The sequence below is a fragment of the Paenibacillus lautus genome (assembly GCF_050482385.1).
Taxonomy (GTDB): Bacteria; Bacillota; Bacilli; order Paenibacillales; family Paenibacillaceae; genus Paenibacillus_AQ; species Paenibacillus_AQ lautus_B.
Genome location: NZ_JBCNHV010000016.1, coordinates 102664 through 124089 on the forward strand (window position 1 = coordinate 102664; position 21426 = coordinate 124089).

Genomic DNA, 21426 nt, shown 5'->3' on the forward strand with positions numbered 1-21426 from the left:
ATAGTGTTAAGTATGAGTATGGCGGAATTTAAAGGTAAAGTTAAAAATATCCAAGATACACCTTTTGGTTACACCATTTCAATTATTGGTGGTAAATGGAAAATGGTTATTATGTACCTTTTGGCAGAAAATCAAACGGTTCGCTTTAATGATCTAAAAAGGCAAATAGGAGCAATTACTTACAAAACATTGAGCTCACAGCTCAAAGAATTGGAAGCGGACGGTCTGGTGACACGCAAAGAGTATCCTCAAGTTCCGCCAAAAGTCGAATACAGTCTTACAGATAAAGCAGAAACGCTATTACCCATCTTGGAACAGTTATGTGAGTGGGGAGCAAAAAACCAACATCATTAAAAAATGGCGATCCCAGAGAGGTCACCCCTGTACCCCCATTTCCAAAAGAGTCAAATAAGCGGCCTTACTCCTAAATTTCATTAGGGTAAGGCCGTTTAATTTATCTTGCCATTTGAATGATTATGACAACGCCAGCATGGCATTCATGTTTTCCTCGGCCGTTGTAATCAGCTTCAAGCCGAACATATCGACCAGAATGTCCAGTACACCATTGGAGATGAACTCCGGCGGTTTCGGTCCAATTCGGATATCTTGGATGCCCAGGCTGCACCTGGAAACTCCTCGAATATCCTGCGCTGATCATACCAGTCTTTGCTAATATTCCCCTTCAAATGAGGATACTTTAAAGAGTAATTTTATGAGTTTATTCTTCATATTCGTCAAATTACATCATTATAATGATATAATGTTTGGACAGCATATCGTAGTTGATGAAATCGGATTATCGCAAGACATGAAAGAATGCAATGGAGGATTCACCCAAATGACGATTCACAAGCTCAAATCATGCATCGTATCCGCTTTCCAAATAAACTGGAATCACTTTAAGTCGAAGCTGCTCTTAAGATACGCCCTGTCTTATATTCTGATCTTTCTGATTCCCCTGACGGGAGTAACCATGTTCGTTTATGATAGCGCTGTCAACGGACTTCGTTCCGAGATTGAGCTATCCAACATTAATCAATTGAACCAGGTCAAAATGAACATCGACTCCCGTATCGCAGAGCTTCGAGAGATTTCCGGCCGTATCGCTTATGACAGACGCTTAACCCCTTATATGGTTCATGATTCTTATTACAGGGTGGAAGCCATTCAAGCTTTGGCCAACTATAAGGCGAACAACAGCATCATTGAAGACATCTTCTTATACTATCATAACGACCCGGTTATCTATTCTTACCGCGGCCTGACGAATGTTAACGTTGCGTTCGATACCTTTTATCGTTATGAGAACTGGCGTCTGGAAGATATAATCGTTGCTCTGAACGAAACGAATCAGATGGTAATACGGCCTGCCGAGAATGTTACGATCAACAGCTCTAGGCAGGAGGCGATGCTGACTGTAATCGTACCGATCAAGCCCAATGCTCCCTATCCCTACGGAAGCGTCATATATATGGTGAAAGAGTCCAATCTTACTGGGGTCATGGATTCCATGCTCAGCGATTTCACCGGGAGCAGCTACATTTTTAACCAGAATGATGAAGTGCTTACAGCCAACCATCACGGCGTATCTTTGTCTCAAGAGCATCTCGGAACATTGGCTACGCTTGATGCCGGCATACACAATCTCTCCCTGAATAATGACATGTATTCCGTCGTATCCGTCAAATCCCTGGAGAATGGCTGGAACTACATGACCATCATGCCAAGCTACCAGTTCTTCAGCCGGGTCGCTCATGTACAGACGCTCATTCTGCTGGTGTTTGGCATCGCAGTCGTAACCGGAGTGATCGCCGCTTTTGTACTGGCTAGACGCCAATATCACCCGATTAAGGACCTGATGGAATTCGCCAAACTCAGAGTCAGCGATGCCCCAGAGCCAAAAACGCGAAATGAATGGGAATGGATTCGTCAGACCATTCACGATTACAGCGCAAGAATCAATATGCAGGAGCCCTTCGTGCGCAACCAATGCATGCTGCTTCTGCTCAAGCACGGCAAGCCAGATGATCCCGAAATCGAGCGAATGATCGCCGGAGCAGGACTGGAAACTCCTCAAGAACAAGTCATTTATTTCTGTGTGATTCTGTCCTGGGAAGAAGCCGATGGGGCCGAGGATTTCCAGAATGAGCGTCAACAGATACAAGAGATTCTCGGCCATGTTGAACCAACAGGACTTCATGCGAATATCTATGGCGTTGAATTCTCAGCCGATAATCAATTCGCGCTGATCGTTTCACTTCCTGACCCTGGTCAAGATTCACTGAAGATCCGGGTGGAGCAGATCATCCGTGCGGTCCAGTCATTGATCTCCGAGAATACTCGGCTCGTTCCGAGCATGGGCGTAGGTACGCCTTACCGTGACTTGGGGCAACTAAACCAATCCTTCATCGAAGCCGCAACCGCTCTGGAGCACCGCATGGTGGGCAGCAGCCGCATCACCTATTTTGACCAGTTGGCAGAGCAGAATTATCCTGTCCCCAAAGGAGTGTGGCTTCCAAGAAAGTCGCTGCTCAAGCTAGAGCAGAGCCTAAAGCAAGGCAACGAGTCGGTGACTGTGCAGATAATCGCCGAGATGATGGAGACCATCCGGAGCGAACCGCAGCAGATTCATCTGCTGCGCTGCATCTGCTTCGATCTGCTGAACGCGCTGCTTCGGACCGCTTCTGAGGTCGGAATGAACGAAGCATTCAGCAACATCTCGGACTATACGTCGTTTGAGACGCTGGAGGAATTTAAGGACAAACTGTTGTCGCTGTCGACAGAGATTTGCCAGAAGGTTGAGAGGAACCATGAGCGAGCGGCGCCTAAGCTGATCGATGATATCGTACATTATGTGAATCAGCAGTTTGCCGACTATACGCTCAGCCTGGAGCATGTTGCCCTTAAATTTTCCGTCTCTACCTCTTACTTAAGCCGCAGCTTTAAAGAGAAGACCGGGATCAGTTTCTCGCAGTATATCTGGAAGAGGCGTACGGAAGAAGTCATTCGGCTGCTTGTGACGACAAGCGCTCCCCTGAAGGAAATCATCGAACAGGTGGGCTACCTGGATGCACCCAATTTCATCCGCAAATTCAAGAAAGAAACCGGGCTAACGCCCGGTCAGTATCGCAAACAACATCGCTCGAATAGGCTGGATATATAACAAAAGGGCCCTTTAGGAGATCTTGTCTCGAAAGGGCCCGGATGCTTTTACTTCACTAACGCTTCACTCACTGCGGTTCGTTCAAGATATACTCTACCAACTCATCGATCGGCACGGTAGCCAGTGCAATTGCAGTGTCAGTAACACCGTAATAGATATAGAGCAGACCGTCTTTGACCACATTTCCTGTCGGGAACACAACATTCGGAATTTGATAACCGAATTTCTCATAGTATGTTTCTGGTTCCATAATGAAAGTCTTCGTTCTTGCTATGACCTTCTCAGGGTTGTTCAGGTCAAGAAGCATCGCCCCAACACGGTAAACGACCTGATCATCAACGCCGTGATAAAGGACCAGCCAGCCTTTACTTGTTCGCACAGGCGGCGTTGCTCCGCCGATTTTCCTGGATTCCCACGCCGGATTCTCGGCCTTGGCCAAAAGCTTCGGCTCTTCCCAGTGAACCAGATCCTCAGAGTACGTAATCCATATCGCCGCGCTGTCCGTTCCGTAAGCCGAACCCACGTACTCCTCCGGACGGCGCAGTAATACATATTTTCCGTTAATTTTCTCAGGGAACAAAATGTTGTCACGGTCGTTTATGTCGAGTGGTGTCGTATCGGCAACGAATTCCCAGTCGATCAGATTGTCCGACTTCACAATCGAAGAGCGAGTGAGCCAGTGGCCTTCCTCCTCCCCCCACCCGTCTGGATATTTCGGAATCGAACGCTCCGGTATGCCCGCTCCTGTCGGATAGTAACTCATGGCGCAAGGCCTAAGGGCATAATTTAAATAGTACGTGCCCTCAATTTTGACAATCCGCGGATCCTGGACGCTTCCATATGGAAAGCCCAGCATGTCAGGAGTCACGATCGGCTCGTCTTTTACGTGCGTAAAATTCACTCCGTCTTCACTCTCCAGCAGTCCTAAAAAATTCTTGCAAGGCGTTAGCGAGCCTGCGGTACGCTCGATCATGTAAAACTTGCCGTTGTCTATAATAACCGCAGGATTAAATACGGTGACTTTACGCCATTCGTACTTCCCCGGAACGACGATCGGATTGTTCGGATGTCTCGTAATTTTCATAGACTAAGCCTCCCCATTTGAATGATATTCAGGATTTAATCAGGCCCTCTTGAATTCATAGGTAGGCCTGAGGAGGAACCTTCACCTCCCCAGGCCACCTTTTCTTTAACAACTTTGTCATCTCGACATCTCCATCCGGCTTCCTCTCATAACAGGCAGCCGAAAGGCTGGATGAGCTGCCCGGCTTTCTCTGTGAGTTTCTGCAAGGCACAATTTTATATTTAATTCGACTTCCAGCGGTCATATGCACCTTGGTAGATTTCAACGACCCGGTCGGCACCCATTTTCTTCATCGTGTTCAGGTATTTATCCCAATTTGACAATGGTTCTGCTCCGGTAACGAATTTCGCCTCCATCTGTTGCACATACGTGCTCAGATCAGAGTTCAGACTGTTGATCTCGGTTTGCTCTTCAACGGTCAGGAACAAGGCAGGGAACGGAGGTCTGGCTCCGCGGTCAAGCAGCTTTTCCTTCGTTTCCTTTTCAACCCACAGATCAAAGTCGGTCTTCAATCCTTTATTAATATCGTCCGTGTTGATGGTAGGAGCCGGAATGCCGTAATTTGGAGTCAACGTCGCACGGTAATCCTCCATTTCCATACCGTTTGGAACAGGCAGATAGCGCTTTACACGATTAGCTTCATCCGTGTACTCCCACAGCTTGCCTTCTGGTCCTTTGTTGAAAAAGAGCGATCCTTCATAAGAGTAAAGGTAGTCCACCCAACGCATCGATGCTTCAGGGGCAGGATTGGTAATCGTGATGGCAAAAGCTCCTGTAGTTATCCCTCTATTCTTGGCGATAGCAGGCTTGTCTACCAAATCGCTTTTTACCGGAGCGAACATAGGATCTTTGGTGGACGGTTCTCCCCCTTTGGTCATGTAGGCATGCCAGTCGGAGAACAGGGCCACCTGATTGTTCTGTGCCTTGGCCTTTTTCTGTTCTGCGGTTTGCGAATAGCTTTCGTGGTCAAGCAGATCCTCTTTCCATAGACGGTTCATATAGATCAGATACTCTCTGAAGCCCTCTTCTATCGGGGTATAATGAACAACATCCTCATCATCCACATAAATTTCGTCTTCATAGACGCCGAAAGCGCCAAGAAGCCAAGTACGAATATCCCGAGCATTGGTCGTAGCTGTCGATACGGAAGAGATCGGGATTTCATCGGCGACACCATTGCCGTTCGGATCCTCTTCTTTTACTCGCTTCAGGAAGGTAAAGAGCTCCTCGGTCGTTTCCGGAAGCTTGTCGATATTCAAGGCCTCCACGAAATCACCGTTGTACCACAGCGGGTTGCGATACCAATGCTGGCTTAAATCGATCGCAGGCAAGGAGTAGATATGCCCATCAGGTGCTGTAATGGATTTACGGATCTCCGGGATTTCGTCCATCAGTGCCTTGAAGTTCGGAGCATATTCCTCGATGAGCTCCTCAAGCGGAAGCAGAATTCCCTGCTCGCCATAATTCATCTGTTCGGCCGGCGTCAAACCTGCCGCATAGAAGACATCCGGGTAATCGCCGCTGGCAAATACGAGGTTCTTCTTCGTATCAAAGCTGTCCTTCGGTGCGTTTAAGTATCGGAAGGAAATGCCCGTCATTTCCTTCATCTGCTGCAGAACGATCATATCCTGCCAGTTCTGAACACCGACATCAGGTGCCATCATCGTCAGCGTTATCGGTTCATTAACAATCGGGTAGCCTTCCTTATTCACTGCGGCTGCTTCTGTTGACTTCGATCCAGTAGTCGTATCGCTGGCCGAACTGCATCCGGCGAGCAGAGACAGAACCGTCATGCCCGTCAACACCAGCTTCCAAGGTTTACTTGTCATCTTCATCCATATTTCCTCCCTTTGAATACTCAAGCTCATAATTTATAAAACGCTTTCATCATCCTTTTACAGAGCCAATCATGACCCCTTGGACAAAGTATCGCTGTAAAAAAGGATAGAGAGCCACAATCGGCAGTGTCGATACGACGATAACCCCGTATTTGATCAGTGATGCGGTTTCGGCTTTGGAATTCATTGCCCTGGCGGCATCCCCGCTGAGTGCGGCGCCGGTCGTCTCCGCCGTCATTTCCTGAAGAACCAGAATTTGCCGTAGTACCATCTGCAGAGGGTACTTGCTCTCATCGTTGAGATAGATCAGAGCCGGAAAATAGCTGTTCCAGTGACTGACCCCGTAAAACAAAGCCATGACTGCAATAATCGGAGCGGACAGCGGCAGAATAATGCGGACGAACAGCTTCAGGTTGGTACAGCCGTCCATATATGCCGCTTCTTGCAGCTCCTTCGGGATCGTCGACTGGAAGAACGTCCGGGCAACAATTATATTCCATACCGATGCTGCTACGGGAAGAATGAGCGCCCCCATCGTGTTGATCAGCCCCAAATTCCGGACTACGAGATACGTTGGCACAAGCCCTCCGGTAAAAAACATCGTGAACAGAATAAATCCCAAGAACAGTTGACGACCGACCAAATCAGACCTGCTGAGCGCATAGGCTGCAGGCAGTGTTACGGCCAGGTTCAACAGCGTTCCTATCCCAGTATAGACTATCGTGTTCAGATATCCGTTCCAAATCTTCGGGTTTTCGAAGACCAGCTGGTATCCGGCCCAGGTAATTTCCTTGGGAAACAGCCACATCGCTCCCGAATTCACCTGCTGCGGGCTGCTGATCGATGCGCTGAGAATATAAACGAGCGGATAAAGAACAACAATCAGAGCGATGGATAAATAGATATAGACGCTGCCAAGAAAAATCTTGTCCCACTTCGATTCCTTCATAGCGGTAACCAATGTACTTTCCCCCTTTCTACCATAGGCTGTTCTCGCTGGTGCGTCTGGCAATCCGGTTGACCGTTACCAGTAGAATGACGTTGATAACGGAGTTGAACAGGCCAACGGCTGTCGAGAAGCTGTACTGCGCGTCTACCAGACCGGTCCGGTAGACATAAGTTGAAATGACATCGGAAGACTCCATATTCAGTGAGTTCTGCAGCAGCAGTATTTTTTCGAAGCCAATCGTAAGAATATTGCCCATGTTCAAAATCAACAAAATGGTGATCGTTGGGAGTATGGCCGGCAGGTTGATGTGCAACAATCGTTTGAAACGACTGGCGCCATCCACGATCGCGGCTTCATGCTGCTGGGGATCGACACCAGACAGCGCAGCTAGATAAATAATGGTCCCCCATCCGGTGCTTTGCCAGACCCCGGACAGAACGTATACGGTCTTGAACCAAGCCGGATCCGACAGAAAGTTCGGCGCATCAATGCCCATCCATTTGATGAATTGGATCAGTATGCCTGTGGATGGCGATAAGAAGGTAATAATCATACCCGCCATGACAACAACGGATATAAAATGAGGCGCATATGTAACGGTCTGGACTATTTTCTTGTAGGGACCCGTCCGGATTTCGTTGAAAGCGAGTGCCAGGATGATCGGCAACGGAAACCCGATTAACAGCTCGTAGAAGCTGAGGCTGAACGTATTCCAGAGCAGATCCCAGAAATAGTAAGAATTGAAGAAACGCTCGAAATGATCGAAGCCCACCCATGGGCTGTCCATGATGCCTTTGCTAGGGATAAAGTTCTTAAAGGCAATCTGGATACCATACATCGGGGCATAGTGAAATACAAGGAAATACAGTAAGGCCGGTACCAAGAACAGATAGAGTTCCCAGTTCACCCTAATTCTTTTACCAAGAGACGTTTGGTTTACACCTGGTTTAGGCGGCTTCATTTCGCGATGGATGGAACGTCTTTCGGATATCACAGCAAGTAGTCTTTTTCCCTTCATGTTTCCCCTCCTTTCTTACATATCGATTTATGTCAGGTTATCTGGTTCACTCACGTACATCACGTTTCAGTGATTAACAGGTAACGCTTACATTCCAAAGTGTAGTGAAGACAGCATGACATCGTAAATGTGTAAGATGTGCATTGTCATCCGTCTGTCCGGCGTAATCCCGCTGCTATCATCTTTTTTCTCATTGAAATCTCCGTGATCATTGTCATATATGATGTTGAGAATGTGTGAATTATGAACCTATTATCCAGTTTCATAAGTTACATATTGTGCTCCATCAAGTGTTGTGTGAACATGGCCTTCGAACACCGAACAACTCGCACGAGAACAAGGAAGGACCAAATAAGATACCAAGCTCGGAGGAGAATCTGATGAACCTGCCAGCCTCTATTATTGAGCATTTGAATGAAGCCGATAAGCGGCTTAGCGATCATCTCAAACTGCAGAGAAGGTACGGAGCCTTGAGTCGGGTAGCTTTCGCTCGCCCACAATTTGCTCAAGAAGGCAGCAATAGACCAAAAGCCAGAAATGGCGGTGCAGGGATTACATCCCTGGCACCGCCATTTCCTTATTATTGCTGTTTTTTTCATCAATCGATTGGTTTTCTCGAGCGAACAGATATTATGGAACATACAGATCCGCAGGCCAAGACATTTTCATTCATCGTGGTGGCCATCAGACCATGTTAGTTTGGGACAGCCTCTTCAAAGGTTGATCCATTGAAGCCGTGAATCAGAGTCGTAACACAGTTATTAACTCGTCTCCGATGCTTTCGCCGTTGTCACGGAAGCCGTAGCTTTCATAAAGCTTTTGGGCGGCTATATTATCAGCCTTATAAGAAATCCAGCAGTAATGTGCAGGTCCTGCCGGAAAGGTGCGGATAAATTCCAAGATTTTTGTCATGGCTTCCCGACCATAGCCTCTGTTCTGATATTGTTTGTCAATCATCAGCCGCAGGATGCAATAGCTGTCGTCTGCGATTGTCGGGAGTTCGTACCCGGTGATTCTATAAGTAATCATAACAAAACCGACCGGCTGTTCATCCGCGTAAATGGCAAATGGAAATGGATGCCCCTCATTGGTTGCAAGGACATAACACGAAGCCACGCTCGACAGATTAGACGCAACGAAGCGCCGTTGATCTTCTGAAACTTCCAGATTAAATATGGCACGTCGGTTTTCTAACGTGATTTTTCTGAGTGTAATCATCCAATACTTCTCCCCTCATTATCTTGGCTTCATTCGTTTTGCGCCGCGGTCGCTTATATAACATACAATTTACCCAAAAAAAGTAATAGACTTATATTGAATTTTTTTATATACTATCATGTATCTATGGCATTTTTAGGTATCAGAAATATCAGTCAACCGGCACATCCTTGTGCCGGTTTATTTGTTGTTAATATAAGCTCCCCGTTAGCATTCCTGTAGATGGCTCAGCCAGATGGATAACTTAGATGGAAGGTATCCATTATGATCGTTGCCACTTATTGATCTATTCCAGCGCTTTCTGCTAACTCGTTGGATAGACTATAACCTTCAGGCTGCCGCTAACCATGTCGATTGGGGACATAAAACTGACCGAAATGGTCCTGGAAAGGGTAAAGGTTAAGGGGATCAGCGGCGAAGGCGATAGTGCAGACGGAGAACATATAAAAGCAGAGGCTGAAGATAACATTTTAATGAAGTGACCCCCATAAAGTTGTGATATTGTTGAAAACCCATCTGGGAAACCAATCATACTTTAGGGGGGATATGAGGAAGAAGCTGATAGAACAACTCCGAGCGGACCGTGATTCCGCTATTTGTAAGAAAAAGTGCTAAAAAGAAGGTTAAGCGGACACAAGTTCCCCTATTCCCCGCATATCACCGCAAAATCAGGAAAAAGCCGAGAATAACGGATCCTGTGTCCGCGAATCCTTGAATTTGGTACATTTGTTGGGAAATAGCGGACCTCCTGTCCGCAAACATCAGTGTACACACCGCATACTTCAGTGCGAATTGCATACTTCAGTGCGAATTGCATACTTCAGTGCAAACTGCATACTTCAGTGCACACCCCATACAGCAATGCACACCGACACTTCAGTGCACACTCCCATCAATTGGCCGACGTTTACATTATTGAATCGGTATTGTCATTTCCAGCTCTTTCGGGAAAATAGGTTTTTTGTTTCGAATCGATATCGCGATCAACATGGACATGTTCCAACGGATCGCCTCTTCCGATCCGGGAAGAAGTTAAAGTTTGAGCTTTATGACTGTGCGCATAGGGCTCGTCGTCGATCATGCAGAACGAACAGAATGATCATGATCATCATTACGCCTAAGATGACACCGGCCTCAGTGGTCAGCATCCGCAGCAGCGGGTATTCTGGCGAGAACTGGGAATCGGTACGAATAGCGGAAAAGAGATTATATGAGAACAGCATGCCCGACGAAATCCATGCCGCTGCCATCGGGTACAGAAATCGCTGCGGCCCGCGGCGGGAAGTTAGCACCAGCAATCCCCACGCCCCCGCGATGGACCACGCTCCGGTACTAAACGTCAGCAGATGCCACAACACATCACGATCATCCAGTCTAACCGGGTCAAGGCCAAGGGTACCTCCAGCAGCCCAGAACACCTTAATGATACCTAACAGGATACAGCAGGCTCCAACCAGCCTGGACAATGCTTGCTGCAATCTCCAAGTATTACCCGGTAACCTGCTATAGTCAATCGAATCACCTAACGCTTCCGGCCACCGTGACTTCACATACCCTGCGAAGGCGAGAGGCAGACAAATGCCGATGCCAACGAGCGAGATCATGACGAAGAATTGTTCGTACACCCAAACATCGGCCGCCCCTGCCTCCTGATCCCGAGTCATAGCCGCCGGTCCCAGCACAGGTGCCAAGGCCAGCATGGGAACGAGCAGACCCGTACCAACCCATACGGGGAAGACAATCAGCCATGCAGGCAGACGTTCGCCCCACGACCTGGTGAACGCCATTGCCAGTAGAATTCCGATCGCCGCAAGCACTGCGGTAGCTGCGTTGATCGCACGCCAACTAACGTCACCCATGTGCGCGGTTGGTATGAAGTAACCGAGAGTCCATGCCATTTTAATCAATAAATACGGCGTCACCGCTATGGCAGCGCCATAACCACAAACTCTACGCATCTTCATCCATTGCGCTGCCTGGAGCTCAGCTGAAACTTTCCTATGTTCAATCTTCATGTTGGTTAACTTACCTCCTCCATAACCCTACCTTCACTTTACATCCCATTCTACCTCTCTAATCGAAAAACAAAGTGACCTCAAGTTTAAGTTTGGATTAAATTCGTTGATGAGAAGCCGTAGAGCTCTCTTTCCGATATAGGTATGTATGTCAACACTCAAAAAAAGAAGCTGCGCATAAGTCACTCTGAGCGACTTGAACGCAGCTTCTTCCATGGTCTTCAAAAGGAAACGAATATGAAGTTGTAATAACCTCAGCTTGATTACTATGTCACACTAACTACATTACCGTTGCCTTCAATGCTTATCTGTCCCGTTCGTTATAACACGGCAGCCGCTATCCTTCCAAATATAAAACGCACTTCCGTTTGCGTCAGATTTCATTTCCCATTGCATACCCATCTCCCTGGCCATCATCGATACAATGGACAAACCGATCCCTGCGCCTTTTTCAGGTGACTCGTTGCAGAAGCCAGGACCCTTATCGTTGATGACGAGCATCAGCTGCATCTCACGATCAATCATGTGAATGCCGATGTACCGACCTGCTCCCGCATGGCGTACCACGTTCTGAAACACATTGTCCAGGATGCGGTTAAACCACAATGGATCCACATCCCATATTAACGTCTGATCAGGAAGCTCGACATGGACATCAAATTCCTTAGTCTCGAATACCGGATACCACTGAGCCACTCGATTCCGGACTTCTTCTACGATATCAAGCGGCTGCTTGTGCAGCGGATACTTTCCAGCCGATAACAGCGTGTAGGACAAAAGGTTGTCCATCAGATTACTAATGTCATCAAGCTTATGCTCGATGACAGAAAGTGAAACCTCTCCCTGGGGAGAAGCAGGGTTCTTGCGAACGGTATGGACATGTTGCCGGATGACAGTCAACGGAGTTCGAAGATCGTGCGAAATCGTTGAAATGAATTGCTTACGCAGTTCCTCCTCCTCCCGCTCCCGTTTTTGACTTTCTTTGAGCTCCTTTACCATCCGGTTAAACGAGCCTTCAAGTTCTCCGATCTCGTCGTCCTTCATAATCGTGACTTCGTTCGGTATTTCTTTCAATCCGTTTACGGTCATCGCTGCTTGTAGCCTGATCAGCCTTTTGCGAAGCTTAATGAAGAACAGCCATGACAGCATAAAGAAGCATACACAGATCATTAAAAACAGAAAGATTAGGGGCAAGTTTCCCGAAAGCGACATTTCTGCATTAAGGATATGGGATTCCGGGACCCGCATCACCATAAAACCTTGCTTCGGATCGTTTCCGATGAGAGAGGTTAAGACCAGCATTTCTTGATTACGGTCTTGCGCTCGAATCGAAAGAATATCCTGATAAGTCCATTGCTCAGGTATATCCTCTGAGAGGTCCTCGACTGCGTTCGTCCTCCCTGATGGGTCCACCCAGAATATCTCAGCATGCGGATAGTCCTCGTTCAACTCCCACAGTCTAGTATTAATCCTATCCCTTCCTGCACCATCCAGGTTGGCTGCTTCCTGTTGCCACATGCGGGTTATCTCTTCCGGCCGATATACTGGATGATCGCTGAGCATATAACCAGGTAAATAAAACAGGGCCGGAATAATCGGCCATAGCAGTAAGGCGGTCAAAATAAAGATCAGGTATTTGCTCATTAACGAGCCGCGGATCCTCATGATCGCACCCGGTATCCTACACCGCGGATCGTCTCGATTATTTGGGGGGAGCCTGAATCCAGCTCGATCTTCTCGCGCAGATGACGGATATGCACGTTCAACGTTTTATCTCCGTTCAGATGCGGTTCGCCCCAAACGGCTTCATAAATCTGCTTCTGGGTCAATATGTGATTGAGGTGGTCCAGGAAATACATGAATATATGGAACTGCTTACCTGTAAGCACAATCTCTTCCCCAGTTTCGGAATTCCATATACGGTTTCCTTTTCGGTCGATGCTCAAATGCCGGATCTGAAACAGTTCCGGTTCCACAGCGACAGAACGCCTGAGGAGGACTTGAATCCGGGCAGCCAGCTCATCCGGATGAAACGGCTTTGTCATATAATCATCGGCAAAAGACAAACCGGTAAGCTTATCCTCGATTGCAGTTCTGGCCGTAAGCATCAGGATAGGTACGGCGGGGTTGATTCGTTTTAACCGCTGACCGACCGTGAATCCGTCCAGACCTGGAAGCATGATGTCCAAAATGACCAGATCGCAACATTCCATGGCTTCTTCCGCATCGTAGCCTGAACTCTTCCATATGACCTCATAGCCTTGACCGATTAAAAAGTCCTTGGACCAGGAACCGATTTCCTGATCGTCTTCAATGTACAAGATCGTAAATGTCTTCATCGTCTGATGGACTCCTACAAGTAATATATAGGTAGTCTAGCATACTATCACTGTCAAGAGATCGGGAAATCCATCGAAAATTTCAAGTAAATCACAAAGCATCGTCATAAGTTCACAACATGGATTTGTTAATCTTATCAGTAGCCGGGAACTGAAAGCACGTGGCATCGGCAATCATCATACTTGTTGGGGGATGAATCGGACTTTGGCTTATCGATTTCATCATCCACAACATTAGAGAGGAACTGATTGGATATGAAAACAATGGATATTGTGAAAGAAAACCTGCTTCTTATTCTCGGACTGGGCGCTTTGGCTCTTATCAGACCCATTATGAAAATGACTGGGATTATGGACCTGATCGGCCAAGCATTCGGCAGCATTCTGATGACGGTCCTGATCTCCTTGGTCTGGCTCATGATCGTTCTAATCAAAAGAACGGCTTATCCCGTTGTCATTCTTGTTTTTGCGGGTTTGAGTTATGCCTTATTTGCTATCATTATAAGCGGGATTGCCTCTCCGCTTATCGATGGAACATTGCAAGGTCCATTAACGAATCCGCTGGCATTGGTAAGTGTCTTTGCGGTAAATGCGGTTTGGGGTTTAATCGTAGGCGTTATTGCCAAGGCACTGCGTCGTAAAGGGTAAATACGTGCATTTGAGCTGCTTTGCCACAAGTTGAACCCGCTCGGTATATCAAGCGTTTATAACTGCGCCCAAATCTTAGATAGCTGTAAACAAAGAAATGGCGGCACTGGAGAATCCCCTGTACCGCCATTTCTTTATTTGTAGCATCTATTTGACCCAAACTAGCGATCACTCGTACGGGCATACCACTTCTGAGAACACCCTCAAAACCTGCTGTATTGGCCAGTCATGTGAATACGCAATCTATACCACTGCTTGTTTGGCGTGATGAAATTCCTCCAGCGCCTGACGAACCGCTTGGGGCGTATCGAGGCGAAGAATGCGCTTTGCCAGCTCGCGGCATTCCTGACGATCCAGGCTAGCGAGCCTTTCCTTCATCGGGCTGAGACCGCCGGCCTCCATGCTCCATTCGTCAAGACCTAGTCCGAGTAAGAGCGGTGCCGCCAGCGGATCGCCCGCCATACTGCCGCACATGCCGGTCCATTTACCGGCCGTGTGGGAAGCCTCAATGACCGTGCGGATTAACTGAAGCACGGCTGGATGGAAATAATCGTACAGGTGCGCGACATGTTCATTCATGCGGTCCGCCGCAACCGTGTACTGGACGAGGTCGTTCGTACCGATGCTGAAGAAATCGACTTCGCTCGCGAATAGTCCCGCCAACACGGCCGTTGAGGGAATCTCAACCATGATACCAACTTCCATCTTCTCGTCAAACTGGACGCCTTCCTGCCTCAATTCCGCCTGCACATCCGTCAGGATGGCTCTCGCCTGTCTCCATTCCTGCAGGCCCGAGATCATCGGGAACATCACCTTCACCGTACCGAAGGCGCTGGCCCGCAGCACCGCCCTAAGCTGTGTGCGAAGCAGCTCCTGGCGGACCAGGCCTACCCGTATCGCCCGATAGCCCAGAAACGGGTTCGTTTCCTTCGGCAGCTGCAGATACGGAAGCTCCTTATCTCCGCCGATGTCCATCGTGCGGATGATCACGGGGCGGCCCTCCATCATCCGGGCCGCTTCCTGATACGCACGGAACTGCTCCTCCTCGCCCGGCATAGCCGGGGCGTTCATGAACAGGAACTCCGTGCGGAACAGCCCTACGCCGTCCGCGCCCTGCCGGACGGCGTTCTCGGCTTCCGCGGCGCTGCCGATGTTCGCCGCGAGTTCCACGCGCGCGCCGTCGGCGGTCACTGCCGGACGCGCCGCGTATACCTCGAGCGACTGTCTGCGCTCGAGGTCCTGCAGCATGCGGAGCCGATACTGCTCCGCTTCTGCCTCATGCGGCCGGGCAATGCACAGCCCGGCTGAGCCGTCAAGGACGAGCGTATCGCCGTCCTCTATGCCGTCGACGCCTTCACCTGCGCCGACGATAGCGGCAATTCCGAGCGACCGTGCAAGAATAGCGGTATGCGAGGTCGCTCCTCCTGTTCGAGTGATAAAGCCGATAACCAAAGCAGGGTCCAGCTGTACCGTATCCGAAGGCGCCAAATCGTCGGCGACCAAGATAACCGGTTCGGTGATTCCCGTAAAGCTGCACGATTGCCCTGGCGACAGACAGGTAAGAAGGCGATTACCGATATCGCGAATGTCCGCGGCCCGCTCCTTCATATAATCATGGTTCATGCCTTCCAACATGGAAGCGACCTGGCTCACAATTTCGGCAACGGCTCTTGGCGCTGGCTCCAGCTTCTCTCGGACTCTTGCCTCCATCTTCGGATAGAAGGCAGGATCGTCCAGAAGCTTACGCTGTCCCGAAAGAATGCCGGCTTGCTCTTCGCCCACGGCTTCCTTCGCTTTCTCCGTCAGTTCCTCCAATTGTTCCGCGCAGCCGGCTTTGGCTTCACGGAGCTTGATAAGCTCTGCATCGATTGCGGCCGGGGTATCCGGAATAAGCTTATCTTCAAGGCTGCTATCACTGCTGGTCCCCTGCGAAGGCTTGTAAATGAATGCCTTAGCGATCCGGATTCCCCCCGATACGCCGATTCCTTGAATATGCTGCCTCTTCATCAGGCTTCACCAAACTTGCTTTCAACTAGCTGTATCAGCGCTTCGACTACCTCTTGTTCTCCATCTCCGTTAGCTTCGATGGTCACGACAGCTCCTTGCTCAACGCCGAGCGTCATCAGCTCCAGCATGCTTTTGCAATCCGCGGAGCGTCCTTCGCTAGTCTTCAGATGAACCTCTGCTCCAAACTGTCCTGCTTTTTCCGAGAAAAGCTGAGCTGGACGGACATGAAAGCCCTGCTCATTCTGTATGGTTACGGTTTGTGCAAACATGTCTTTCCTCCTCATCCTGTAACCGCCTGCCGAAGCAATTCGCTTGCAGAAATCGTAAGTTACGGCTGCTCTCTTCCGTATCCTGCGTTCGTCTGCTCAATCCTTGCCAGGCGGCTGTTTTATTTGTCATTCAAGATCCGGCTCTATGTCAAACCTCGTATATTTTCTTTACTCGCTCTGTACATACTGATCATGCCAATAAAGCGATCCGTCCTTTATAAGCCTCAACCAATGCGTTGTTGTGTTCATCGGAACCATCGATATTTCCGCTGAGAAATACAGGGGGCTTGAAGCCTTGTTCAATCATAATCTCAATAGCTTCGGCGAACAGGGAGTTCAATATGAGGGCCCCGACGACCGTCGAGCTCGGCGTGAAAGGCACCTGGAGGCCCGGATGGCTCAATACGGCATCTCCCTTGACCGAGAAATTATCGATCACCAGATCAACGGCATCGGCCAGATGTTTGCCGCTGCTGTGCCGGGATGGCATGCTTTTGGAATATTCCAGTGAGGTAATGCCTACAGTAAAGGCCCCCTTCTCCTTCGCCATCAAAGCGACATCCACAGGAACGGGATTTCGGCCCGAAGTGGACAGTACGAATACAACCTCGCCCTCGCGGATATCCTGCTCCTTCATAAATTCGACAGCAAGGTCGTTTTGTCTTTCCAGCTCTGACGAACGGACCGCGCCTTCGTGAAGCATCAGCTTCTCTACCAGGATCGGGCGAATCGGTACGAGTCCGCCTGCTCGGTAGAAGACTTCTTCGGTCAATATATGCGAATGGCCACAGCCGAATAAATGTATAATACCACCCTGCTGAATACAGGTCGCCACTTTCTCTGCCGCTTCACGGATCGACTTGGCCTGCTCGGTACGGACTTTGTCTAACAACCCGCCAATCACATCAAAATAGGTGTTCATCATCGTCTCTTTCACCTCGTTGTTCTTGTATTTACAATGTTATCTGTCCTCTTCCAGTTGATGATCCGTTGACAATGCTCTTTTAGCCCGGAGCACCATCTCGGCCATCACTTCCAGGCTCCGCTCGATAATCTTCTCCCCCTTTTCCCTCGTTGCCAGCGTTGCATCCCCGAGTACGGCAGAGGAAGTCATTTCCTCCCACGGTGTTGGCGTGCAATCCGCTTCGATCGGGATATGCGGGGCGCCATCGATCGCTTTACTCATATCCACATATTCGCCCGCGAGATAGAGCATGTAGGATGTTTCGATTTCATCGGCATGCATATAGCTCGCGTGTGCAGCCGAAGCTTCCCGTACCAATGCCGTTACTTCCTTCGTGCCAGGATAAAAGAAATAGAACACCTTAAGTTCGGGCACCCGTTCGTATAACATTCTCGCAGCTTCCTTCAACGCAACCGCATTGCCGAGATGGCCGTTGACCATGACGAAAATACGGAATCCTTGCTGGTACAAGCTTTCACCGATATCTGCAAGCAGCCGGATGAGCGCTTCGTTCGAGACGTTGATGCTCCCAGGGAAATTGCGCAGACTCCACACCTGTCCATAAGGCAGGGTCGGCAGAACGAAGCTTTCCGTCCGCTCTGCTAATCTGTCCGCGAGTCTGGTCGCGAGCAGGTTATCGGTACCCAGCGGCAGATGGGGACCATGCGCTTCGACGGCACCAATAGGAAGTATGGCAGCGTGGAGTTGGCGAATTTTATCCTTCACCTCAACCGAATTTTCGAGTTCGAATTTCATAGTGGGCGCCCCCCTTACTTTTTAAATGAAAAGCAGTTGGTCGGATTGCTTACGAAAAATTTCTCCACCAGTTTTTGTCCATCAAAGCCGCTCCGGTTCGCCTCATCCACAAAGCGCGGCACCCATTTGGAAATAATGTACTCCAGACCGAGACCCTGGTCGTAATGCTTGTAGTAGGTTTTCCGGGCGGTATCACCGCTGATGAGAATCTGATCTTCGAAGCCTTTGCGGACAAGCTCCAGAATAAGCGAGATTCGGGTGCTTTCCGGTGCATACTTGATTTTGCCGATACCGTCAAAGCTCATGTAAGCTCCCGTTGAGGCGATCTGCTCATGGTAGTACGGGTCGGGATTGCGGTCCATATGTCCCAGGCTCAAAAAAGAAAGATCCACACCTTCGCTCTTCAGGAGCTCGATTTGCTCCAAAGCCATGGTGCCAACTTCGGTGTGGGAGTGGATGGGGGCCTTCGTCTCATGATGAGCGCGCGCTACAGCACGCAGTGTCTTCTCCTCCAGAGGCGTAATGCGGTTATAGCCTGTCCCGAATTTAACCTGACCTGCTTTGAAAGACGTGCCTTCCAGCCCTTCTTCTACCTCCCGGATGACGAAATCCGCAAGCTCGTTGATGCTTTTTGCTTCAATCCACTGGGCGTAGGTTTCATAATGGCCGATCAGCGGTTTAAGCTCCTCTTTGATTTTGGCGTCCCATAGAAAGCTTTTATTGAATCCCGCCGTCCCTACAATGTGAATGCCGGTTTCAATTGCGATTTCCTGTACCGCCTGAACATCCCGCCCATAATCGATGGCTGTAGCGTCCACGATCGAGCGTCCGCCGTGTTGTTTGAAATCAAGAACGTCGCGCTTGGACTTCTCTTTATCGTCCAGCAGCAAATCGTCCTCTCCCCGTTCTTGCCAGTAGGCCGGGCGGCATACGATATGTTCGTGGGAATACGTAAAGCCCAGCTCCTCTTTGCTGATATCTCCATGTAAAGTACGGATAAAGCCCATATCGTTTCTCCTCCACTCTCTATAAAATAAGAACTTGGCCGGACTACGTGAGCAACGAAAGGCCCGCCCTTAGACCGCTTCCCGATCTCCTCATGATCAAAAGACGGCTTTTTGAACAACCTCTAAAAGAACAGCTTTGCCAGGAAGTGCAGAATCGGTCCAATGATGAACATATCGGAATCCGCTGCCCACATGGCTGTATCCGGCACCGTCGAGGCGATGAAGAAGCGAACCATCAGAAACTGTCCCCAAGCAACAACGGTGGAAGTGACGAAGCCGCCGATAACGGCCCCGCGAACACCGCCTGTCGAGTTCCCGAACACCCCTGCCGTAGCACCATGGAAAAATAAGACGATCATGGTTGGGACGAAAATGTAAGCAACGGTGTTGCCCAGTACAAGCAGCCAGATAATCGCTCCCGCGAAAGCTCCCAGGAAGCCAAGAACCACCGCATTCGGCGCGTAAGGGTATACAACTGGCGCATCGAGTGCCGGTTTGGCGCCTGGTACGAGTTTGGTAGCGATCCCGTTGAAGGCCGGAACCAGCTCGCCGACAAACATCCGGACCCCCATCAGAACGATGGCGATTCCGCCTGCGAATGTGAACGATTGGATAATAGAGTAGATAATAAAGTTCTGGTCACCCGATTGTTTCATCAGTTCCGCAGCCGCCGGTGTGCCTTTCGTTGATAGAATAATGGCCCCGATCAGGAACAAAACTCCCATACTGAGCGCAGTGATGACGTTGGAATCTCGAAGAAACTCGAAGCCTTTGGGTACTTTGATTTTCTCGGAATCGTTGTTTTTGTTGCCGAACAATTTACCGAACAAGGCAGCAAGCAGCGCAACCGAGGCCGATGTGTGACCAAGCGCAATGTTATCGTTGCCCGTAATTTTACGCAGGAACGGCTGAACCAGCGCCGGCTGGAATGTCCAGTACACACCGAGGACGACAGCGAGCATCAGAACCAGCTTCCAGATCGAAATCCCGCTGGCCGCATGAACGATCACGCCCGCAAAAACGGTCGACGTCCAGAACATCATGTGCCCGGTCAGGTAAATAAATTTAAACCGGGTGAAGCGTGCCAGCAGAACGTTGATCAGAAAACCGATAAGCATAGCAAGCGTAACGGCGCTTCCGAATTTGGAATTGAATGCCTCCTGACCCATGAAGGTACCGAGGGATCCGCTCTCCAATCCGAAGACTTCCTTCCACATCGGCTCGAATACATTCAACGCTTTCACGATGACATCAGAGCCTGCGCCGATAACGAGGAAGCCGATGATCGCTTTAAACGTGCCGCTTACAAGCTGGCTCGTTGATTTCTTCTGAAGCAGCAAGCCGACCAGAACGATAAATCCGAGCAGAATGGCGGGCGTTCCAAAAATGTTGGTGGCAATCCAAAAAAGTACGTCCATATGCCCTCTCCCTTTCTAATGGTTTACAGCACTTCTTCCAGCTTCTGTTTGATCTCGTTATTGTCAAAATAGTTGTTGACGATAACTATTTGGGCCGCATGACCTTGAAGGCTTTGTGCCAGCTCGTTGCTTGTAATGATATAGTCGGCTGCGGTTCCGGATGCCGTTGAAACGTCCGTATGCTCCACATCGGCATTTACTCCCATACCGCTCAGCACGTTCTCCACATTCATTCTCAAAATCAGACTTGTTCCTTGTCCAAGACCGCATACGCATAAAATTTTCATTGTTCGTTCCCCCTAATGAGTTGTTGGATTGTCTCTACATCAGTTGCATTCATGAATTGCTCGATGCTGCCCGGGCTGCTTAGCAAGGTGGTCAGCTTGCGCAGCATGGCGATATGCTCCGAACTTGAAGAGCCGCCGAGGGCAAATACAAGCTGTACCGGGTCGTTGGCCGCATGGCCGAATACGACCGGCTTCTTCAATTTAATCAGCGAGACGGACGCTTCATTCACCCCATCCTCTGCACGAGCATGCGGAAGTGCGATATGAGGTGCAAGAACAAAGTACGGTCCTCTTTCACGGTAAGATTTCACCATGGCGTCGGCATAACGTTCTTCCGCCGCACCCGCTTTTACCAGCAGATCTCCTGCTAAGCGGATCGCTTCTTCAGCCGTCTCGGCCTCCACATCCAAGGCAATTAGTGAGTGTTCTAAAAATTTCATTCTCAT

General features: G+C 49.3%; 20 protein-coding genes and 1 pseudogene. 4 read left to right on the forward strand and 17 right to left on the reverse strand.

The genetic code is table 11. From position 1 onward, the window contains the following. Positions 1-12 precede the first annotated feature (12 nt). Positions 13-354, forward strand: a complete 342-nt coding sequence (locus tag ABEW73_RS20720; protein ID WP_430167972.1) for a winged helix-turn-helix transcriptional regulator — start codon at positions 13-15, stop codon at positions 352-354. A gap of 120 nt (positions 355-474) precedes the next feature. Here the strand turns inward: ABEW73_RS20720 and ABEW73_RS20725 are convergent. Next, positions 475-621, reverse strand: a pseudogene (locus ABEW73_RS20725) (hydroxylamine reductase); the annotation flags it as partial. A gap of 217 nt (positions 622-838) precedes the next feature. Here ABEW73_RS20725 and ABEW73_RS20730 point away from each other — a divergent pair. Then, on the forward strand, positions 839-3163 hold the full coding sequence (locus ABEW73_RS20730) for a helix-turn-helix domain-containing protein (protein WP_430167970.1): 2325 nt from the start codon (positions 839-841) through the stop codon (positions 3161-3163). A 67-nt stretch (positions 3164-3230) separates the two neighbouring features. On the opposite strand, the gene ABEW73_RS20735 is transcribed toward ABEW73_RS20730, so the two are convergent. The 4 genes from ABEW73_RS20735 to ABEW73_RS20750 all read right to left on the reverse strand — a co-directional run bounded on the left by ABEW73_RS20735 (position 3231) and on the right by ABEW73_RS20750 (position 7995). Next, positions 3231-4247: a glycoside hydrolase family 130 protein gene (locus ABEW73_RS20735; RefSeq protein WP_430167967.1), complete on the reverse strand. Its 1017-nt coding sequence runs from the start codon at positions 4245-4247 to the stop codon at positions 3231-3233. A 221-nt stretch (positions 4248-4468) separates the two neighbouring features. After that, positions 4469-6082 (reverse strand): extracellular solute-binding protein, encoded by a 1614-nt coding sequence (locus ABEW73_RS20740; protein ID WP_430167964.1) that lies wholly within the window; start codon positions 6080-6082, stop codon positions 4469-4471. Positions 6083-6134: 52 nt separating this feature from the next. Further along, the gene (locus ABEW73_RS20745) at positions 6135-7046 is read right to left on the reverse strand and encodes a carbohydrate ABC transporter permease (protein ID WP_430167961.1); all 912 of its coding nucleotides are present in this window, start codon (positions 7044-7046) and stop codon (positions 6135-6137) included. A gap of 16 nt (positions 7047-7062) precedes the next feature. After that, positions 7063-7995 carry an ABC transporter permease gene (locus ABEW73_RS20750; protein WP_430168248.1) on the reverse strand — a complete coding sequence of 311 codons (933 nt, stop codon included), beginning with the start codon at positions 7993-7995 and terminating at the stop codon, positions 7063-7065. A gap of 437 nt (positions 7996-8432) precedes the next feature. On the opposite strand from ABEW73_RS20750, the gene ABEW73_RS20755 reads away from it, so the two are divergent. Beyond that, positions 8433-8750 (forward strand): hypothetical protein, encoded by a 318-nt coding sequence (locus ABEW73_RS20755; RefSeq protein ID WP_430167958.1) that lies wholly within the window; start codon positions 8433-8435, stop codon positions 8748-8750. A 43-nt stretch (positions 8751-8793) separates the two neighbouring features. Here the strand turns inward: ABEW73_RS20755 and ABEW73_RS20760 are convergent, their stop codons facing one another. The 4 genes from ABEW73_RS20760 to ABEW73_RS20775 all read right to left on the reverse strand — a co-directional run bounded on the left by ABEW73_RS20760 (position 8794) and on the right by ABEW73_RS20775 (position 13624). Then, positions 8794-9270 carry a GNAT family N-acetyltransferase gene (locus ABEW73_RS20760; protein WP_430167956.1) on the reverse strand — a complete coding sequence of 159 codons (477 nt, stop codon included), beginning with the start codon at positions 9268-9270 and terminating at the stop codon, positions 8794-8796. Positions 9271-10316: 1046 nt separating this feature from the next. Continuing rightward, on the reverse strand, positions 10317-11285 hold the full coding sequence (locus ABEW73_RS20765; protein ID WP_430167953.1) for a hypothetical protein: 969 nt from the start codon (positions 11283-11285) through the stop codon (positions 10317-10319). A gap of 297 nt (positions 11286-11582) precedes the next feature. Continuing rightward, positions 11583-12950 carry a HAMP domain-containing sensor histidine kinase gene (locus ABEW73_RS20770; protein WP_430167950.1) on the reverse strand — a complete coding sequence of 456 codons (1368 nt, stop codon included), beginning with the start codon at positions 12948-12950 and terminating at the stop codon, positions 11583-11585. After that, positions 12947-13624 (reverse strand): response regulator transcription factor, encoded by a 678-nt coding sequence (locus ABEW73_RS20775; RefSeq protein ID WP_430167948.1) that lies wholly within the window; start codon positions 13622-13624, stop codon positions 12947-12949. The genes ABEW73_RS20770 and ABEW73_RS20775 overlap by 4 nt, the downstream gene beginning before the upstream one ends. Before the next feature lie 255 nt (positions 13625-13879). On the opposite strand from ABEW73_RS20775, the gene ABEW73_RS20780 reads away from it, so the two are divergent. Continuing rightward, positions 13880-14272 carry a hypothetical protein gene (locus tag ABEW73_RS20780; protein WP_430167945.1) on the forward strand — a complete coding sequence of 131 codons (393 nt, stop codon included), beginning with the start codon at positions 13880-13882 and terminating at the stop codon, positions 14270-14272. Positions 14273-14515: 243 nt separating this feature from the next. On the opposite strand, the gene ptsP is transcribed toward ABEW73_RS20780, so the two are convergent. From ptsP to ABEW73_RS20820, 8 genes are all read right to left on the reverse strand, one after another. Then, a complete protein-coding gene (gene ptsP / locus ABEW73_RS20785; protein WP_430167942.1) occupies positions 14516-16279 on the reverse strand; it encodes a phosphoenolpyruvate--protein phosphotransferase in 1764 nt (587 codons plus the stop codon). Then, complete coding sequence (locus tag ABEW73_RS20790) at positions 16279-16548, reverse strand: HPr family phosphocarrier protein (RefSeq protein ID WP_076321605.1); 270 nt, start codon at positions 16546-16548, stop codon at positions 16279-16281. Before ABEW73_RS20790 ends, ptsP begins: the two co-directional genes overlap by 1 nt. Positions 16549-16738: 190 nt before the next feature. Further along, positions 16739-17473, reverse strand: a complete 735-nt coding sequence (locus ABEW73_RS20795; RefSeq protein ID WP_430167940.1) for an SIS domain-containing protein — start codon at positions 17471-17473, stop codon at positions 16739-16741. A gap of 36 nt (positions 17474-17509) precedes the next feature. Then, entirely contained in the window at positions 17510-18268 is a 759-nt protein-coding gene (locus tag ABEW73_RS20800; RefSeq protein ID WP_430167937.1) for a creatininase family protein, read from the reverse strand. A gap of 14 nt (positions 18269-18282) precedes the next feature. After that, on the reverse strand, positions 18283-19275 hold the full coding sequence (locus tag ABEW73_RS20805) for a phosphotriesterase family protein (protein WP_430167934.1): 993 nt from the start codon (positions 19273-19275) through the stop codon (positions 18283-18285). 122 nt (positions 19276-19397) lie between these two features. Continuing rightward, entirely contained in the window at positions 19398-20693 is a 1296-nt protein-coding gene (locus ABEW73_RS20810) for a PTS ascorbate transporter subunit IIC (protein ID WP_430167931.1), read from the reverse strand. A 23-nt stretch (positions 20694-20716) separates the two neighbouring features. Continuing rightward, positions 20717-20980: a PTS sugar transporter subunit IIB gene (locus ABEW73_RS20815; RefSeq protein ID WP_430167929.1), complete on the reverse strand. Its 264-nt coding sequence runs from the start codon at positions 20978-20980 to the stop codon at positions 20717-20719. Then, positions 20977-21420, reverse strand: coding sequence for a PTS sugar transporter subunit IIA (locus tag ABEW73_RS20820; RefSeq protein ID WP_430167926.1), 444 nt, complete (start codon positions 21418-21420; stop codon positions 20977-20979). Before ABEW73_RS20820 ends, ABEW73_RS20815 begins: the two co-directional genes overlap by 4 nt. Between the last annotated feature and the right edge of the window lie 6 nt (positions 21421-21426).

Excerpts from the sequence above, each read along its gene's own strand:
- ABEW73_RS20820 (WP_430167926.1), bottom strand. The coding sequence starts at position 21,420 with ATGAAATTTTTAGAACACTCACTAATTGCCTTGGATGTGGAGGCCGAG.
- ABEW73_RS20735 (WP_430167967.1), bottom strand. The coding sequence starts at position 4,247 with ATGAAAATTACGAGACATCCGAACAATCCGATCGTCGTTCCGGGGAAG.
- ABEW73_RS20770 (WP_430167950.1), bottom strand. The coding sequence starts at position 12,950 with ATGAGGATCCGCGGCTCGTTAATGAGCAAATACCTGATCTTTATTTTG.
- ABEW73_RS20720 (WP_430167972.1), top strand. The coding sequence starts at position 13 with ATGAGTATGGCGGAATTTAAAGGTAAAGTTAAAAATATCCAAGATACA.
- ABEW73_RS20755 (WP_430167958.1), top strand. The coding sequence starts at position 8,433 with ATGAACCTGCCAGCCTCTATTATTGAGCATTTGAATGAAGCCGATAAG.
- ABEW73_RS20790 (WP_076321605.1), bottom strand. The coding sequence starts at position 16,548 with ATGTTTGCACAAACCGTAACCATACAGAATGAGCAGGGCTTTCATGTC.
- ABEW73_RS20765 (WP_430167953.1), bottom strand. The coding sequence starts at position 11,285 with ATGAAGATTGAACATAGGAAAGTTTCAGCTGAGCTCCAGGCAGCGCAA.
- ABEW73_RS20750 (WP_430168248.1), bottom strand. The coding sequence starts at position 7,995 with ATGAAGCCGCCTAAACCAGGTGTAAACCAAACGTCTCTTGGTAAAAGA.
- ABEW73_RS20795 (WP_430167940.1), bottom strand. The coding sequence starts at position 17,473 with ATGATGAACACCTATTTTGATGTGATTGGCGGGTTGTTAGACAAAGTC.
- ptsP (WP_430167942.1), bottom strand. The coding sequence starts at position 16,279 with ATGAAGAGGCAGCATATTCAAGGAATCGGCGTATCGGGGGGAATCCGG.
- ABEW73_RS20800 (WP_430167937.1), bottom strand. The coding sequence starts at position 18,268 with ATGAAATTCGAACTCGAAAATTCGGTTGAGGTGAAGGATAAAATTCGC.
- ABEW73_RS20730 (WP_430167970.1), top strand. The coding sequence starts at position 839 with ATGACGATTCACAAGCTCAAATCATGCATCGTATCCGCTTTCCAAATA.
- ABEW73_RS20760 (WP_430167956.1), bottom strand. The coding sequence starts at position 9,270 with ATGATTACACTCAGAAAAATCACGTTAGAAAACCGACGTGCCATATTT.
- ABEW73_RS20780 (WP_430167945.1), top strand. The coding sequence starts at position 13,880 with ATGAAAACAATGGATATTGTGAAAGAAAACCTGCTTCTTATTCTCGGA.
- ABEW73_RS20805 (WP_430167934.1), bottom strand. The coding sequence starts at position 19,275 with ATGGGCTTTATCCGTACTTTACATGGAGATATCAGCAAAGAGGAGCTG.
- ABEW73_RS20775 (WP_430167948.1), bottom strand. The coding sequence starts at position 13,624 with ATGAAGACATTTACGATCTTGTACATTGAAGACGATCAGGAAATCGGT.
- ABEW73_RS20810 (WP_430167931.1), bottom strand. The coding sequence starts at position 20,693 with ATGGACGTACTTTTTTGGATTGCCACCAACATTTTTGGAACGCCCGCC.
- ABEW73_RS20740 (WP_430167964.1), bottom strand. The coding sequence starts at position 6,082 with ATGAAGATGACAAGTAAACCTTGGAAGCTGGTGTTGACGGGCATGACG.
- ABEW73_RS20815 (WP_430167929.1), bottom strand. The coding sequence starts at position 20,980 with ATGAAAATTTTATGCGTATGCGGTCTTGGACAAGGAACAAGTCTGATT.